The sequence below is a fragment of the Amycolatopsis sp. NPDC051758 genome (assembly GCF_044453095.1).
Classification (GTDB): domain Bacteria; phylum Actinomycetota; class Actinomycetes; order Mycobacteriales; family Pseudonocardiaceae; genus Amycolatopsis.
In genome coordinates this window covers 1,048,448-1,063,955 of the sequence record NZ_JBITCJ010000002.1, presented here as the reverse complement: position 1 = coordinate 1,063,955, position 15,508 = coordinate 1,048,448, and the positions used below count along the sequence as shown (strand labels likewise).

The 15,508-nt window shown below is 71.5% G+C and carries 14 protein-coding genes; 11 read left to right on the top strand and 3 right to left on the bottom strand.

Annotation, left to right across the window (positions count from 1 at the left end; genetic code table 11):
* Window positions 1-156: 156 nt before the first annotated feature.
* The 4 genes from ACIA5G_RS13910 to ACIA5G_RS13895 are packed head-to-tail and all read left to right on the top strand — an operon-like array spanning window position 157 to window position 5,498.
* Complete coding sequence (locus ACIA5G_RS13910) at window positions 157-1,095, top strand: ABC transporter permease (protein WP_395923200.1); 939 nt, start codon at window positions 157-159, stop codon at window positions 1,093-1,095.
* Window positions 1,095-2,090, top strand: coding sequence for an ABC transporter permease (locus ACIA5G_RS13905; protein WP_395923198.1), 996 nt, complete (start codon window positions 1,095-1,097; stop codon window positions 2,088-2,090). The genes ACIA5G_RS13910 and ACIA5G_RS13905 overlap by 1 nt, the downstream gene beginning before the upstream one ends.
* A 10-nt stretch (window positions 2,091-2,100) precedes the next feature.
* A complete protein-coding gene (locus ACIA5G_RS13900; protein WP_395923197.1) occupies window positions 2,101-3,783 on the top strand; it encodes an ABC transporter substrate-binding protein in 1,683 nt (560 codons plus the stop codon).
* Window positions 3,780-5,498: an ABC transporter ATP-binding protein gene (locus tag ACIA5G_RS13895; RefSeq protein ID WP_395923196.1), complete on the top strand. Its 1,719-nt coding sequence runs from the start codon at window positions 3,780-3,782 to the stop codon at window positions 5,496-5,498. The genes ACIA5G_RS13900 and ACIA5G_RS13895 overlap by 4 nt, the downstream gene beginning before the upstream one ends.
* A 37-nt stretch (window positions 5,499-5,535) precedes the next feature.
* Here ACIA5G_RS13895 and ACIA5G_RS13890 read toward each other — a convergent pair whose 3' ends face one another.
* Both ACIA5G_RS13890 and ACIA5G_RS13885 read right to left on the bottom strand, forming a co-directional pair.
* The gene (locus ACIA5G_RS13890; RefSeq protein WP_395923194.1) at window positions 5,536-6,801 is read right to left on the bottom strand and encodes an LLM class flavin-dependent oxidoreductase; all 1,266 of its coding nucleotides are present in this window, start codon (window positions 6,799-6,801) and stop codon (window positions 5,536-5,538) included.
* Window positions 6,798-7,793: an LLM class flavin-dependent oxidoreductase gene (locus tag ACIA5G_RS13885; RefSeq protein ID WP_395923193.1), complete on the bottom strand. Its 996-nt coding sequence runs from the start codon at window positions 7,791-7,793 to the stop codon at window positions 6,798-6,800. Before ACIA5G_RS13885 ends, ACIA5G_RS13890 begins: the two co-directional genes overlap by 4 nt.
* Window positions 7,794-7,907: 114 nt before the next feature.
* Here ACIA5G_RS13885 and ACIA5G_RS13880 point away from each other — a divergent pair, with 114 nt between their 5' ends.
* The 7 genes from ACIA5G_RS13880 to ACIA5G_RS13850 all read left to right on the top strand — a co-directional run bounded on the left by ACIA5G_RS13880 (window position 7,908) and on the right by ACIA5G_RS13850 (window position 14,842).
* A complete protein-coding gene (locus tag ACIA5G_RS13880) occupies window positions 7,908-8,096 on the top strand; it encodes a hypothetical protein (RefSeq protein ID WP_395923191.1) in 189 nt (62 codons plus the stop codon).
* 138 nt (window positions 8,097-8,234) lie between these two features.
* Complete coding sequence (locus ACIA5G_RS13875; protein ID WP_395923190.1) at window positions 8,235-8,720, top strand: GNAT family N-acetyltransferase; 486 nt, start codon at window positions 8,235-8,237, stop codon at window positions 8,718-8,720.
* Window positions 8,717-9,583 (top strand): amino acid ABC transporter permease, encoded by an 867-nt coding sequence (locus tag ACIA5G_RS13870; protein WP_395923188.1) that lies wholly within the window; start codon window positions 8,717-8,719, stop codon window positions 9,581-9,583. Before ACIA5G_RS13875 ends, ACIA5G_RS13870 begins: the two co-directional genes overlap by 4 nt.
* Window positions 9,580-10,347 carry an amino acid ABC transporter ATP-binding protein gene (locus ACIA5G_RS13865; RefSeq protein WP_395923187.1) on the top strand — a complete coding sequence of 256 codons (768 nt, stop codon included), beginning with the start codon at window positions 9,580-9,582 and terminating at the stop codon, window positions 10,345-10,347. The genes ACIA5G_RS13870 and ACIA5G_RS13865 overlap by 4 nt, the downstream gene beginning before the upstream one ends.
* A gap of 8 nt (window positions 10,348-10,355) precedes the next feature.
* Window positions 10,356-11,294, top strand: coding sequence for an ABC transporter substrate-binding protein (locus ACIA5G_RS13860; RefSeq protein ID WP_395923185.1), 939 nt, complete (start codon window positions 10,356-10,358; stop codon window positions 11,292-11,294).
* Between the two features lie 146 nt (window positions 11,295-11,440).
* Entirely contained in the window at window positions 11,441-13,840 is a 2,400-nt protein-coding gene (locus ACIA5G_RS13855) for an ABC transporter permease subunit (protein ID WP_395923184.1), read from the top strand.
* A gap of 27 nt (window positions 13,841-13,867) precedes the next feature.
* A complete protein-coding gene (locus ACIA5G_RS13850) occupies window positions 13,868-14,842 on the top strand; it encodes a glycine betaine ABC transporter substrate-binding protein (RefSeq protein ID WP_395923182.1) in 975 nt (324 codons plus the stop codon).
* A gap of 37 nt (window positions 14,843-14,879) precedes the next feature.
* Here ACIA5G_RS13850 and ACIA5G_RS13845 read toward each other — a convergent pair whose 3' ends face one another.
* Window positions 14,880-15,416 carry a hypothetical protein gene (locus tag ACIA5G_RS13845; RefSeq protein WP_395923180.1) on the bottom strand — a complete coding sequence of 179 codons (537 nt, stop codon included), beginning with the start codon at window positions 15,414-15,416 and terminating at the stop codon, window positions 14,880-14,882.
* Between the last annotated feature and the right edge of the window lie 92 nt (window positions 15,417-15,508).

Sequence of the window (15,508 nt, the reverse complement as noted above, 5' to 3'; positions counted from 1 at the left end):
CCGGCGGACCCGGCCGGCGCACGCCCTACCAGTTCGTGGGACGAGTGCGAGACTTGCCGTCCAGATCGTGGGACAGTGGATTGCCCACTGGGTTTAGGAGGCGTCATTCCTTAAAGTTCCCGATCATCACTCGATCGGCTGAATCCTGAAGGTGCCGTGCCCGACCCCACGCTTTTGCCCGCCGGTGTCACCCCGGCCGCGGCGCGCTCGCTCCCGGCCGCTTTGTGGCGTGCCGTCCGGTCCGGCTGGTGGACGTCCACCTGCGCCGTGCTGATCGTGCTCATCGTGCTGCTCGCCGTCGCCGCGGACCTGTTCGTGCTGGTGGAAGGGCAGAGCCTGGCCCCGGACATCAGCACGCTCGGCCCGACCGGCCTGCCCGCGGGGACGCTCGGCGGGGTCAGCGGCGCGCACTGGTTCGGTGTCGAACCGCTCACCGGCGTCGACCTCTTCGCGCTCGCCGCCCACGGGGCTCGGACGTCGCTGCTGGTCGGGCTGGGCGCGACCGTGCTGGCCACCGCGCTCGGCGTGGTCATCGGGGTCAGCGCCGGTTACCTCGGCGGCTGGTGGGACCGGCTGGTCACCTGGACCGCCGACGTCATCCTCGGTTTCCCGTACCTGATCTTCATGATCGCGCTCGGCGCGGTGCTGCCGGTCGACTTCCCGCGGCAGTTCACCCTGGTCGTCGTCCTCGGGCTGTTCGGCTGGCCGCGCGTGGCGCGGATCGTACGGGCGCAGGCCCTGACGCTGGCCAAGCGCGACTTCGTCGCCGCGGCGCGGGTGATGGGTGGCGGCCCGTGGCACGTGTTCACCAAGGAACTCCTGCCGAACCTGTGGGCGCCGATCATCGTCGTGGCCAGCCTGAGCATCCCGTCGATGATCGGCAGCGAGGCCGCGCTGTCGTTCCTCGGCGTCGGTGTGCTGCCGCCCACCCCGAGCTGGGGCCGCACGATCAGCGCGGCCATCGACTTCTTCGAGACGGACCCGATGTACCTGGTCTTCCCCGGCCTGCTGCTGTTCCTGATCACGCTGGCGTTCAACGTCGTCGGTGACGCCATCCGCGACGCGCTCGACCCGCGGTCCGGGGGAGCGGCCTGATGCGCACCGCCCGCTTCGTCGCGACCCGGTTCGCCGGGATGCTGCTGGTCCTGCTCGTCGTCGCCTTCGTGACGTTCGTCGTGTTCTACGTCCTGCCCGCGGATCCGGCACGGATGGCCTGCGGCCGTCCGTGCTCGCCGGAAAGCCTCGAGCTGGCGCGGGAGTTCATGGGCTACAACAGCCCCTGGTACCAGCAGTTCTTCGACTTCCTCGGCGGCATCTTCGGCGGCCGCACCTTCGGCACCGGCGTCACCGCGATCCACTGCACCGCACCGTGTTTCGGGTACGACTTCCAGAACAACGTCGACGTGCTCAGCGAGATCGGCAGCCGGATCGGGGTCAGCTTCTCGGTGGCGCTGGGCGCGGCCGTGATCTGGATCGTCCTCGGCGTCGGGCTCGGGGTGCTTTCCGCGCTGCGCCGCGGCACCGCCGCCGACCGGATCACCATGGCCGTCGCGATGGCCGGGGTGTCCATGCCCGCCTACCTGGCCGGGATGATCGGCATCACGATCTTCGCGTTCGCCCTCGACGTCGTGCCGAAGAACGGGTACGTGCCGCTGACCGAGGATCCCGCGCAGTGGGCGTGGCACCTCGTGCTGCCCTGGCTGGTGCTCGCGTTCCTGCACGCCGCGATCTACGCCCGGCTCACGCGCGGGCAGATGCTGGAGACCCTCGGCGAGGACTACATCCGCACCGCGCGGGCGAAAGGCCTCACCGAGCGCAAGGTGGTGGGCCGGCACGCGCTGCGCAACGTCCTGCTGCCGGTGATCACCGTGTTCGGCGTCGACCTCGGCTCGCTGCTGGCCGGCACCGTGATCACCGAGCGGATCTTCGGCATGGCCGGTGTCGGGCGCCTGCTCGTCGACGCGATCTCGTCGCTCAACCTGCCGGTGCTGCTCGGCGTGACGCTGTTCTCGGCGCTGCTCGTCACGCTCCTGAACTTCCTGGTCGATCTCTGCTACGGCGCGCTCGATCCGCGAGCCCGCCTCGTCTGAAGGGGACACAATGAAACGGGGACACGTGCTGCGGTTCGCCGCGGGGGTGACCGCCGCCGTCATGCTGCTGACGGCGTGCGGCGCCAACGACACTCCGGCCGGACAGGGCGGCGCCGTCAAGCCGGGCGGCAACCTCGTCCTGCTCAACGACTCGCCGTCGATCACGTGGGACCCGGCGAAGAGCTCCAACCTGGTCGTCACCACGCTCGGGCTGATCCACCGCCGCCTCACGTCGTGGGACGTCGCGCCGGGCAAGGACACCACGATCGTGCCGGACCTGGCCACCGACACCGGCCGCCCGAGCGACGGCGGCAAGACCTGGACGTTCACGCTGAAGGACGGCCTGAAGTACAGCGACGGCACGCCGATCACGGCGGCGGACGTCAAGTGGGGCCTGGAGCGCTCCTTCGCGCCCGCGTTCTCCGGCGGGCTGGCCTACCACAAGGACCTGCTCTCGCCGGGCCTGGCGTACAAGGGCCCGTACGACGGGAACAAGGAGCTCGACTCCATCCAGACACCGGACGCGAAGACGATCATCTTCCACCTGGCGCGGCCGTACGGCGACTGGAACTGGGTCGCCAGCACCCCGGCGTTCACCCCGGTGCCGAAGGGCAAGGGCGCCGAAGCGAACTACGGTGACCACTCGATCGCGACCGGCCCGTACCAGCTGCAGAGCTACGAGCGCGGCAAGTCCGCGAAGCTGGTCCGCAACCCGAACTGGGACCGCGCGACCGACCCGACGCGCCAGGCCAACGCCGACACCATCACCTTCGAGCTCGGCCAGGACACCAGCGTCATCTCCAAGCGCCTGATCGACGACACCGGCAACGACCGCAATGCCTTCGGCATGTCCTTCGCCTCGCCGGCCCAGCTGGCGCAGATCCAGGGCAGCGCGTCGGCGAAGTCCCGGCTCGTGACCTCGGAGTCCGGGGCGCTGGCCTACCTTTCGCTCAACGTCCAGCGCGGGAAGCTGACGAACCCGAAGGTGCGCGAAGCGTTCCAGTACGCCGTCGACAAGGCCGCCTACCAGGTCGCCAGCGCGGGCAGCGCCCAGCTGGCCGGCGACGTCGCCACGACGCTGATCACTCCGGGCCTGCAGGGCCGCGAGCAGTACGACCTCTTCCCGGCGCCGCCGTCCGGCGACCCGGCGAAGGCCAAGCAGCTGCTCGCCGAGGCGGGCCTGCCGAGCGGGCTCGACGGGCTGGTCCTGGCCACCCACAACGAGAACGGCTACCCGGAGAAGGCCGCGGCGATCCAGGCCGCGCTGGCGCGGGCGAACATCAAGATCACGATCAAGCCGCTCGACACCGACACCTACACGTCCGAAGTGGACACCAAGGGCCTGTCCGACTACGACCTGACGCTCACCTCGTGGCAGCCGGACATCCCGTCGGCCAACGCGAACATCCAGCCGCTGTTCCAGTCGACCGAGATCGGCAACGGCGGGTACAACGAGTCCCGCTACAGCAACCCCGAGGTCGACCGGCTGATCGCCGAGGCGCAGGCCACCGTCGACCCGGCCGAGGCCGGCAAGAAGTGGGCGGCGCTGGACAAGAAGATCCTCGCCGACTCGCCGGTGGTGCCGCTGATCTACACGCGGAACTCGTTCCTGCACGGGTCGAGCGTCGGGGACGTCCAGATCGGCCGCTTCCCGGCCTACGTCGACTACCGCAAGTTCGGGATCGTCTCGTGACCGGAGCCGGGCTCCTGCGGCTGCACGACGTGGCGGTCTCGTTCGGGGACGTCGAAGCCGTCCGAGGGGTCGGCTACGAGGTCCGTGCGGGCGAGGTCGTCGCGGTGGTCGGGGAGTCCGGCTCCGGCAAGACGGTCACCGCGATGTCCCTGCTCGGCCTGCTCCCGCCCACGGCGAAGGTGTCCGGGCGCGCGGAGCTGGCCGGGCGGGACCTCTACACGATGGCCCCGGCCGAACTGCGGGAGGTCCGCGGCGGCGAGGTCGGCATGGTGTTCCAGGAGCCGATGAGCGCGCTGAACCCGGTGTTCACCATCGGTGACCAGCTCGTCGAGGCGATCCGCACGCACCAGGACCTGACCGCCGCGGCCGCCCGCGAACGCGCGATCGAGCTGTTCGGCCTGGTCGGGCTGCCCGCGCCGCGCCAGCGGTTCCGGTCGTACCCGCACGAGCTGTCCGGCGGGCAGCTGCAGCGGGTCGTGATCGCCATAGCGGTCGCGAACGAGCCGAAGCTGCTGATCGCCGACGAGCCGACCACGGCTCTGGACGTCACCGTCCAGGCCGAGATCCTCGAGCTGCTGCGGGACCTGCGATCCCGGCTGGGCACGGCGATCCTGCTCATCACGCACGACATGGGCGTGGTCGCCGACCTCGCCGACCGGGTCGTGGTGATGCACGACGGCCGGGTGGTCGAACACGGCGACGTCGGTGCGATCTTCACCGCGCCCGCCGAGGACTACACGCGGCAGCTGCTCGGTTCGGTGGTGTCGCTGAGCAGCGCGGCCACGACCGGGCTCGAGCGGGCGCTGGCCGAGAACGTCGAGATCTCGCCGGGGCACGTGGCCGCCACCGAGCACCCGGCGGTCGAGTCGGTCCCGGACGTCCCCGCCGTGGCCCCGCTGCTGCGGGTGGAGGACCTGGCTGTCACCTACCGCGGCCGGTTCCGGGCGCACGCCGTGCGGGCCGCGGAGGGGGTGAGCCTGCACGTCGAGCCGGGGGAGATCCTCGGCCTGGTCGGCGAGTCGGGCTCGGGCAAGAGCACCGTGGCCCGGGCGGTCACCGGCCTGCTCGCCCCGACGGCGGGCGCGGTCCACATCGGCGACGCCGACATCACCCGCGTCCGCGGACGCGCCGCGAAGGCGCTGCGGCGGCGCATCGGCGTTGTGTTCCAGGACCCGCTGTCGTCACTCAACCCGCGGACGACCGTGGGGGAGAGCGTCGCGACGCCGCTGCGGCTGCACCACGCCGCCCGGGGGTCCGAAGTGGACAGTCGCGTCGCCGGGCTCCTGGAGGCGGTCCAGCTGTCACCGTCCCTGCGCTCGCGTTACCCGCACGAGCTGTCGGGCGGGCAGCGGCAGCGCGCCTGCATCGCGCGGGCCCTGGCGCTGCGGCCGGACCTGCTGGTCGCCGACGAGCCGACCAGCGCCCTCGACGTGACGATCCAGGCGCGCATCCTCGACCTGCTGCGGGAGCTGCGGCACGAGTTCGGGTTCGCGTGCCTGTTCATCAGCCACGACCTCGCGGTGATCGAGCAGCTCGCCGACCGGGTGGCGGTGATGCACCGCGGGCACGTCGTCGAGCAAGGGGCGACCAAGGAGGTGCTGACCGCGCCGGCGCACGCTTACACCCGTCGGCTGCTGTCGGCGGCGCCGGTCGCCGATCCCGACGCCCAGCGTCGGCGGCGCGAGGCCTGGCGGCAGTTGCGCGAGGCTCGCTAGCCCGCCTCGACCTGCGCCGCCGCGAGGCCGGCGGCGGTCACGCCAGCTCGAGGTGCTCCCGCAGGGTCGTCCCCTCGTACTCCGTCCGGTAGACACCGCGGTCCTGCAACTCCGGCACCAGCCGATCGACGATGTCGTCCAGGGCGGCCGGGACCAGGTGCGGGCTGATGTTGAAGCCGTCGACGGCGCGCGTGCGGACATAGCGCGCCCACTCGTCGGCCACCTGGCCCGGCGTGCCCACGAAGCCGTGCTGGCGCGGCTGCACCTCGAGGACCAACTGGTGGATGGACAGCTTCTTCGCCTCGGCCAGCTCCCGCCACCGGCGGATCCGGTCGAGCTTGCCGGTTCGGTCGGCGATCGAAATCGTGCCGCGGGACGGGTCCAGCTCACCTTCGACGGGCTCGACGTCCGGCAGGGGCCCGTGCGGGTCGTACGCCGACAGGTCCTGGCCCCAGTACTGCTCGAGGAACGCGACCGCGCGCTGCGGGGAGATCTGGCGCCGCCGGACGTCCTCCGCGCGCTCGGCCGCGTCGGCCGGGGTGTCGCCGAGCACCACCGTCGCGCCGGGCAGGATCCGGACGGCGTCGGCGGGACGGCCGTGGCGGGCGAGCCGGGCCCGCAGGTCCTCGGCATACGCCAGGGCTTTGTCGTAGGCGGTGTTGGCGGAGAAGACGACGTCGGCGTACTTCGCCGCCAGCTCCCGGCCACCCGCGGAGTCCCCGGCCTGGAACAGCACGGGCCGGCCCTGCGGACTCGGCGGCACGGTCGGCGCCGCCCGCAGCCGGACGAGGTCGGTGTGGTGGGAGACGGGCCCGGCCCAGAGCGCGAGGGCCGCTTCGACGAACTGCTCCGCGCGCTCGTAGCGGCGTTCGTGCGCGAGCCAGCCGCCGCGGCGGAAGTTGGCGCCGGTCCAGGCGTTGTCGGTGGTGACGATGTTCCAGCCGGCCCGGCCGCCGGACAGGAAGTCCAAAGAGGACAGCCGACGGGCGAGGTCGGCCGGGAAGTTGTACGTCGTGTTCTGGGTCGCGACCAGGCCGATCCGGGTGGTCGCCGCGGCCAGCGCGCTCAGCTGCGTGATCGCGTCGGGGCGGCCCGCGACGTCGAGGGCGTGCACCCGCCCGCGGTTTTCCCGCACCCGCAGGCCTTCGCCGAGGAAGAAGGCGTCGAACAGACCTCGTTCCAGCGTCCGGGCGACCGACACGTAGGTCTCGATTTCGGTGTGCGGGGCGTTCGACGGGTCGTCCCACAGGAACTGCGGTCCGACACCGGTGTAGAACACCCCGAGGTGCAGTCGCGCGCTCATGCCGCACCGCCGGCCGCGAACAGGCTCGCCGGACGGGGCAGCCCGAGGGACGCCCGCAGTGTCGCCCCCGGTTCCGGTGGCACCAGCAGTCCTTCGGCACGCAGCTGGGGAAGCACCTGCGACGCGAGCACCGGCAGGTCGGCCGGGTCCTCGGGGTGCAGCCGGACACCGTCGACGCTCGTGGCGAGCCAGCCGAGCAGCTCGGTCAGTCCCGGCGCGGATCCGGTGTAGCGCAACCGGTCGGTGCCACGACGGCGGGTGCCGGTGGTGTCGAGCAGCACGTCGACCTCGGCGAACACGAGGGGAGCACCGGATTCGCGGGCGCGCAGGGCCCGGTTCTTGACGTCGTCCAGGCCCGTGCCACCCACGAGCACCACGTCCGGGCGCGCCGCTTCGGCCAGGTCCTCCGGCGCGAGCACCACCGGCCGGCCCTGCGGCGGCCGCGGGGTGATGAGCGGCCCCTTGACCGAGAACCGCGCGCCGGTGAAGTCCACGTGGTGCACCTTGTCCGGGTCGAGGTACCGCCCGGTGGCCACGTCCTTGACGACGGCGTCGTCGTCCCAGGAGTCCCACAGCCGGCGCACGACCTCGACCACGTCGGTGACCTCGTGGTGCAGCGCGTCCGGGCCGAGCGGGGACGCGCCGATCGTGGCGAGCGCCTCGGCCGAGCCGTCGGCGGCGACGACCCAGGCGGCCCGCCCGTGGGAAGCGTGGTCGAGGCCGGCCAGCTGCGCGGCCAGGTGGAACGGTTCGGCCGTCGTGACGTTCGCCGTCGGCGCCAGCCCGATCCGGTCGGTGAGCGTCGAGACGTAGGCGGCGCGAGTGGTCGCCTCGAGCCGCAGCCCACCGGCGGGTGGCAGCGGCGAGTCGGCGAAGGTGACGAACGTGAAGCCGGCGCGCTCGGCACTTCCGACGCCGCCGGCCAACGCGCGGGGCGCGAGCGTGCTGCCACCGTCGATCTCCACCGCGACGTGCAGGCTGCGAGATGTCATGCTTCCACAGCTATCCGGCGGCCCGGCCCGCCGCACCTGCTTTCAGGATGTGGACGCGCTGGGGTGACGGCACCGGTGGGCCGACAATGGCTTCGTCGGCGGAAGGGGTGCACGATGAAGCGGCTGGTTCGCGCCTTCGTACGGGTGTTCACCGGGTTCGGCTGGGTCGTCACACCACCGGCGGGGCCGTACGACGTCGGCACGGTCATCCCGTTGCCGCGCGGAGCCGGCGAGGCCGACGTGCCGAGCGTGCCGCTGAGCCGCCGGGAACGGGAAACCTTCTGGGACATCGTGTCGGGCTGAGCGGTCCAGGATCTGGAACTCGGCGGCGGTGCGTTGACCGGGCTCGGCCCGGCTTCCTAAGGTCGTGACCGTCAACGGAAAAGCGTCCCGGTGCACGGATGCCTTTCCTCCCGTTCTTTTTCCGGAACAGGTACTCCCATGCCCGAATCCGTCTGGGTCGCCCAGTCTGATCCGCGGGTCCGGCCGTTGCTCGCCGATCTGGCCCGCGAATATTCCACCCGTTACCAGCGGGTGCTCACCGACGTCCACTTCGAACTCCGGGAGTACCCGGCCGAGCGGTTCGCCCCGCCGGAGGGCGGGTTGCTGCTGCTCGTCGACGACGGCCACGCCGTCGCGGGGGGCGCTTTCCAGCGCTACGACGAGGAAACCGCCGAGCTGAAGCGGATCTGGACCCACCGCGCCCACCGTGGACGCGGGCTCGCGCGCCGTGTTGTCGGCGAGCTGGAGGCCGAAGCCGTCAGCCGCGGGTACACCCGGATCCACCTCACCACCGGCCCGAACCAGCCCGAGGCGCGGGAGCTCTACCTGGCCACCGGGTACACACCGCACTTCGACGTCCGGGCCGTGCCCACGACGCGGCTGAGGTTTTCGAAGGCGCTTCCCGCCGCGGTGGCCGCGGGATGACCAGTGACGTCGGCACCCGGCCCGCGCCCGCCGCGGCGCCGGAGGAGTCGCTGAAGATCGTGCCTGCGCGGCACCCGATGACCTGGGTGGCCGCCGTCGTCGTGGCGGTTCTCGTTGCGATGGCGGGCCATGCCCTGGTGACCAACAAGGCGTTCGACTGGCCGACGTTCGGCCGGTTCGTCTTCCAGAAATCGATCCTGGAAGCCGTCGCGCTGACGCTCGAACTGACGTTGTTCGGCGTGGTCGCCGGATTCCTGCTCGGCACCGTCCTGGCGTTGATGCGGATTTCCCGGAACCCGCTGCTGCGCGCGGTCAGCTGGACCTACACCTGGATCTTCCGGTCGGTGCCGCTCATTCTCCAGCTGCTCTTCTGGTACAACCTCGCGATCCTCTACAACGAGATCTCCTTCGGCGTCCCGTTCGGGCCGTCGTTCGTGTCGGTCGGGACGATGAGCCTCATCCCGCCGTTCCTCGCCGCCGGCCTCGGGCTCGCCCTGCACCAGGGCGCCTACGCCGCCGAGATCGTCCGCGCCGGGTTCCTCTCGGTGGACGCCGGGCAGCGCGAGGCCGCCGCGGCGCTGGGGATCCCGGCCGGCCGGCAGTTCCGCCGGATCGTGCTGCCGCAGGCGATGCGCACGATCGTGCCGACCGCGGCCAACGAGATCATCGGCCTGCTGAAGGCCACGTCGCAGGTCTACGTGATGGCGCTGCCGGAGCTGTTCTACCAGGTGCAGGTGATCTACACCCGCAGCGGCCGGGTGATCCCGCTGCTGCTGGTGGCGACCGCCTGGTACCTCGCGCTGACCACCGTCCTGTCGATCGCGCAGTACTACGTCGAGCGCCGCCTGGGGCGTGGGGCATGACCGCGGAGTTCATGGTGGACGTCCGGGGTGTGCACAAGAGCTTCGGGTCGCTGACCGTCCTCGACGGTGTTGATCTCCAGGTGCGCCAAGGGGAAGTGACCGTGCTGCTCGGGCCGTCCGGGTCCGGGAAGTCGACCCTGCTGCGGCTGATCAACCACCTCGAACGCGCCGACCGCGGGTTCATCAGCGTCGGCGGTGAGCTGATGGGCTACCGGCGCGCCGGGGACCGCCTGCACGAGCTCAAGGAACGCGAGATCCTCAAGCAGCGCACCAGGATCGGGTTCGTCTTCCAGAACTTCAACCTGTTCGGGCACCTGACCGTGCTGGAGAACGTCGTCGAGGCGCCGGTTTCCGCGCAACGCCGGCCGCGCGCCGAAGCCGAGGCCGCCGCGCGCGAACTGCTCACCCGCGTCGGGCTCGCGGAGAAGGAAAGCGAGTACCCGCGCCGGCTGTCCGGCGGCCAGCAGCAGCGGGTCGCGATCGCGCGGGCGCTGGCCCTCGAACCGGCCGTCCTGCTCTTCGACGAGCCCACCTCGGCCCTCGACCCCGAGCTGGTCGGCGAGGTGCTCGCGGTCATCCGCGACCTGGCGAAGGCGGGCACGACCATGGTCGTCGTCACCCACGAACTGGGCTTCGCGCGCGAAGTCGCCGACACCGTCGTCTTCCTCGACGAGGGCCGCGTGGTCGAACAAGGCCCGCCCGCCGAAGTGCTGGACCACCCCCGTCACGCCCGCACGCGGGCCTTCGTCGAAAAAGTGCTCTAGGGAGAACCATGAGACTGCGTACTTTCCTGCTCGCGTCGGTGTTCGCGCTCGCCGCGTGCGGCAGTCCCGACGCGGCCACCGGCCCGGCGGCCGACCAGCCCGGCGGGGTCAACATCACCGCCGACCAGAACCGCATTCGTGCGCAGAAAGTCGAGACGATCGCCGCGCTCGTGCCGGCGGACATCCGTGCCCGCGGCACCCTGGTCGTCGGCACCACCGGCAACGGCACCCCGCCGCTGTCGTTCCGCGCGGACGACGACAAGACGGTCATCGGGGTCGAGCCCGACCTCGCCCAGCTGGTCGCCGACGTGCTCGGCCTCAAGCTCGACCTGCAGGCCTCGTCGTGGGAGAACCTGTTCCTCTCGGTGGAGAACCGGCAGTTCGACGCCGGGTTCTCGAACATCACCGTGACCGAGGAGCGCAAGGACAAGTACGACTTCGCCACCTACCGCAAGGACACCATCGCGTTCGAGGTCCGCGCCGAGAAGAACACGGCGGTGCGCGAGCCGAAGGACATCGCCGGGCTCACCGTCGGCGTCGGCGCGGGCACGAACCAGGAGCAGATCCTGCTGCGCTGGGACCAGCAGAACAAGTCGGCCGGGCTGGCGCCGGTGAAGTTCCAGTACTACCAGGCGACGTCCGACTACTACCTCGCGCTGCAGTCCGGCCGGATCGACGCCTACGTCGGCCCGAACCCGACGTCGGCCTACCACGTCGCGGTGGACGGCAAGACCAAGATCGTCGGCACGGTCTCCGGGGGCGGCACGATCCCGGCCGACATCGCGGCGATGACCAAGAAGGACAACGGCCTGGTGAAGGCGCTACAGCAGGCGCTGGACACGGTGATCGAGAACGGCCAGTACGCGCAGGTCCTCAAGCGCTGGAACCTCGCTTCGGAGGCGTTGCCCGCGTCGGAGCTCAACCCGCAGGGCCTGCCCCGCAAGTGAGCCGGGGAGTGGACAGGAGCACTGTGGACGTGCTGGGGTTGGGGGCCAGCCGGACCGGGGCGGTCGGTGATTTTCCGCCCCCGTGACGCCCGAGGAGTGCGGCCCTGAGCCTGTCGGAGTACCTCCGCGAGAACTGGATCGACGTCGTGAACGACGCGATCCTGCACGTGGACCTGACCCTGGCGGCGATGGCCCTGGCGGTGCTGGTCGGGATGACGATCGGCCTGCTCACCTACCGGCGGCGGTGGCTCGGCTCGATCGCGACCACGACGACCGCGGCGTTCCTGACCATCCCGTCGATCGCGCTGCTGGGCATCCTGATCGGGCCGTTCGGGCTGGGGTTGACGAACGTCCTGTTCGCGCTGGTGCTCTACGCGCTGCTGCCGATCACGCGCAACACGATCGTCGGGCTGCGCGGGGTCGACCCGGCCGTGGTGGACGCGGCGCGCGGGATGGGGCTCGGCCGGGCGCGGGTGCTGTGGCGGGTGCGGCTGCCGCTGGCGTGGCCGGTGATCCTGTCCGGCATCCGGGTTTCGACGCAGATCACCATCGGGATCGCGGCCATCGGCGCGTACGTCAAGGGCCCCGGGCTCGGCAACGAGATCTTCGACGGGCTCGGCCGGTTCGGCTCGGTCAACTCCCTGAACCAGGTGCTGACCGGGACGCTCGGGATCATGCTGCTCGCGTTGCTGTTCGACCTGGCCTTCGTGGTGGTCGGCAAGCTGACCACCCGACGGCGTCCGCGCCCGCCCAAGGAGGCGCCGGAGGTGTCCGGCGAAATCGCCGGGACCGGCGGTGAGACGATCGAGCTGCAGGAGATCAGCAAGCGCTACCCCGGGCAGGCGGCGCCCGCGGTCGACCGCCTCACGATGCGGATCCCGGCGGGCGAGATCGTCGTGCTGACCGGCCCGTCGGGGTGCGGCAAGACGACGACCATGCGGATGATCAACCGGCTCGTCGAGCCCACCTCGGGCGCCGTCACGATCGGCGGCACCGACGTGGCGGCGCTCGACCTCGACGAGCACCGGCGGCACACCGGCTACGTGATCCAGCAGGTCGGGCTGTTCCCGCACCTGCGCGTGGACGCCAACATCGGCGTGGTGCCGCGGGTGCTCGGCTGGACGCGGCGGCGCATCGCCGGCCGCGTGCGCGAGCTGCTCGACGTGGTCGGCCTGACCCGCGAGCACGGCCTCCGGTACCCCCGTGAGCTTTCCGGCGGCCAGCAGCAGCGCGTCGGCGTGGCGCGGGCGATGGCCGCGGACCCGCCGGTGATGCTGATGGACGAACCGTTCGGCTCCACGGACTCGATCACCCGCGCCCGGCTGCAGGACGAGTTCCTGCGCCTGCAACGGGAAGTGCGCAAGACGATCGTGTTCGTCACGCACGACTTCGACGAGGCGCTCAAGCTCGGCGACCGGATCGCCGTGCTGCGGCCGCGTTCGGTGATCGCCCAGTACGACACCCCCCAGGCGATCCTCGCCGCGCCCGCCGACGACTACGTCGCGGCCTTCGTCGGCTCGAAGCGGAACCTGAAGCGGCTCGCGCTGATCCGCGTCGGGGACCTGGAGCTCCGGACCGCGTCCGAAGTGGACGGACTGCCGCCGGTCCCGCCCGACGCCACCCTGCGGGACACGTTGGACACCATGGTGCGCACCGGCAGCACCGCGGTGGTGGTGACCGAGGACGGCACCGGGCGCGCACTGGGGGTCTGCGACGTGCCCCGCCTGGTCGCGGCGCTCCGGCCCGCCGACGACGCGCCCCCACCCGCGATCCCGGACGTCGAGGAGCCACCCGGCCAGGCCACCACGACGCCTCCCCGGCCACGCCGCCGCCGGCTGGGGCTGCTGGTGCGCCCGGTGCTGCTCGCCGTCGCCCTGCTGGCGCTCTTCCTGCTCGTGCGCGCGCAACCGCTCGACTCGATCGAACAGCGTTACCTCAACGCCGGGGAGATCTTCGCCGAGCTGGGCGCGCACGTACGGCTCACGCTGATCTCGACGGTGTGCACCATCGCCCTCGCCCTCCCGCTCGGCATCCTGCTCACCCGCCCCGGCACCCGGTGGGCCCGGCCGATCGGGCTGGGCCTGGGCAACCTCGGCCAGGCGATCCCGTCGATCGGGCTCGTCGTGCTGCTCGCGCTGTGGACCGGCACGGGCACCACGACGGCGGTCGCGGCGCTGGTCGTCTACGCGACCCTGCCGGTGCTGCGCAACACGATCGTCGGGCTCGACGGGGTCGACCCGACCCTCGTCGACGCCGCACGCGGCATGGGCATGACCGGAGCGGCGATCCTCTGGCGGATCGAACTCCCGCTGGCCGTCCCGGTGATCCTCGCCGGGATCCGGACGGCGCTGGTGCTCACCGTCGCGAGCGCGACACTGGCGACCTTCATCGACGGCGGCGGTCTCGGCGGCGGGCTCGTCGCCGGGATCGGCCTGTACCGCCCGATCCTGAGCCTGACCTTCGGCATCGTCGTCGCCGCGCTGGCGCTCTTCGCCGACTGGCTGGGCCTGGTCGCGGAGGAGGTCCTGCACCCGCGCGGCATGTAGTTCGACCGACTCGAGGAGGACCAGCTCATGCGGATCTCTCAGCGCACGACCGCCGCCGTCGTCGCCTTCGCCGCGGCGGCGGCACTAGCCGCCGGGTGCACGATCGGGAAGGACCAGACCGGCGCCCAGGTGGGCGAGGGGTCCATCAAGAAGATCGACGCCCTGAGCGGCGCGCAGGTCCGCGTGAGCTCCAAGGAGTTCGACGAGCAGCTGCTGCTCGGCCAGATCGCCCTGGTCGCGCTGCAGGCGGCCGGCGCGAGCCCGCAGGACAAGACCAACATCACCGGCTCGAGCAACGTCCGCCAGGCGCTCACCAGCGGCGCGGTCGACCTGTACTGGGAGTACACCGGCACCGCCTGGATCAGCTACCTCAAGCAGACCAAGCCGATCGCCGACCCGCAGGCGCAGTACGACGCGGTCAAGCAGGCCGACGCCGCCAACGGCGTCACCTGGTGGGCCCGCTCGCCGGCCAACGACACCTACGCCCTCGCCGGCAACCCGGCGACGGTCGCCAAGACCGGCGTCAAGACGATCTCGGACTACGCGGCGCTCGTGAAGCGGGACCCGGCGGCGGCCTCGACCTGCATGGGCCCGGAGTTCAAGAGCCGGGACGACGGGTTCCCGGGGCTGGAGAAGACCTACGGGTTCACCCTGCCCGAGCCGCAGGTGCACCTGCTCAACGACGCCGTGGTCTATCCCGGCATCGGCAAGGGGGACCCCTGCGGCTTCGGCTCGGTCGCCTCCACCGACGGGCGCGTGGCCGGGCAGAAGCTGACGGTCCTCGACGACGACAAGCACTTCTTCCCGACCTACAACCCCGCCATCTCGATCGCCGCCGCGGTGGCGCAGAAGTACCCGCAGCTGGAGCAGGTCTTCACGCCGATCGCCGCGAAGCTCGACACCGCGACGCTCACTGACCTGAACAAGAAGGTCAGCGTCGACGGCCAGAAGCCCGCGACGGTGGCCCACGACTGGCTGAAGGCGGCGGGCTTCATCGCCTGATCCAGGGCGCCTGATGGGGGCGCAGGCTGTCGAGGGCTCAAGCCGTGACGCGCTCACGAAGTCCGGCGGCGAGACCCGCGACGGTCAGCAGGTCCAGAAACCCGCCGCCGTACTCCGCGAGCCGGGGACGGCGGGCGCCGGACAGGCGGAAGCGCAGGTGGACCTGGGTGGCGCCATCGCCGTCCGCGGTGAGGCCGATGGCCCAGCTGATCTCGAGCCGGCCACGGGTGGAGCGGTGGACGAGCGTGTGCGGTGCGTCGTGGATGACGATCTCGAACGTCGCGTCGCGGCCGCCCCAGTCGTCGATCACGTCGCCGGGACGGAGGTGCTGGAGGGCGGGGTCGAGGTGGCGCAGGGCGCGGCGGCGCCGGGGGAGGAGCGCTTCGAGCCAGGTGGGCAGGTACCAGCCGGCCCGGTTCTTGCCGAGCTGGGCGAACCACGGCCAGACCCGCTCCGGCGGCGCGCGCAGGGTGAAACCGCGGTCCAGCACAACATCGGGACGGGGAACGAGCTCGTCGCCGGGGACGGTCGCGGTGCGCTCCGCCGGGCGGGGTGCGACTCCGAGGCTGACCACAGCTGACCTCCGTATCGGATGAGACCGTAGCACCCGCGGTGAGCTGCGCAGACGAGCAAATCCCGCGCGGCGAGCGTGCCGGCCGCCTGCCG

Bases quoted from the DNA above. Each gene is read 5' to 3' on its own strand.
- ACIA5G_RS13860 (WP_395923185.1), top strand. From the start codon at position 10,356: ATGAGACTGCGTACTTTCCTGCTCGCGTCGGTGTTCGCGCTCGCCGCG.
- ACIA5G_RS13865 (WP_395923187.1), top strand. From the start codon at position 9,580: ATGACCGCGGAGTTCATGGTGGACGTCCGGGGTGTGCACAAGAGCTTC.
- ACIA5G_RS13890 (WP_395923194.1), bottom strand. From the start codon at position 6,801: ATGAGCGCGCGACTGCACCTCGGGGTGTTCTACACCGGTGTCGGACCG.
- ACIA5G_RS13870 (WP_395923188.1), top strand. From the start codon at position 8,717: ATGACCAGTGACGTCGGCACCCGGCCCGCGCCCGCCGCGGCGCCGGAG.
- ACIA5G_RS13905 (WP_395923198.1), top strand. From the start codon at position 1,095: ATGCGCACCGCCCGCTTCGTCGCGACCCGGTTCGCCGGGATGCTGCTG.
- ACIA5G_RS13875 (WP_395923190.1), top strand. From the start codon at position 8,235: ATGCCCGAATCCGTCTGGGTCGCCCAGTCTGATCCGCGGGTCCGGCCG.
- ACIA5G_RS13850 (WP_395923182.1), top strand. From the start codon at position 13,868: ATGCGGATCTCTCAGCGCACGACCGCCGCCGTCGTCGCCTTCGCCGCG.
- ACIA5G_RS13900 (WP_395923197.1), top strand. From the start codon at position 2,101: ATGAAACGGGGACACGTGCTGCGGTTCGCCGCGGGGGTGACCGCCGCC.
- ACIA5G_RS13880 (WP_395923191.1), top strand. From the start codon at position 7,908: ATGAAGCGGCTGGTTCGCGCCTTCGTACGGGTGTTCACCGGGTTCGGC.
- ACIA5G_RS13885 (WP_395923193.1), bottom strand. From the start codon at position 7,793: ATGACATCTCGCAGCCTGCACGTCGCGGTGGAGATCGACGGTGGCAGC.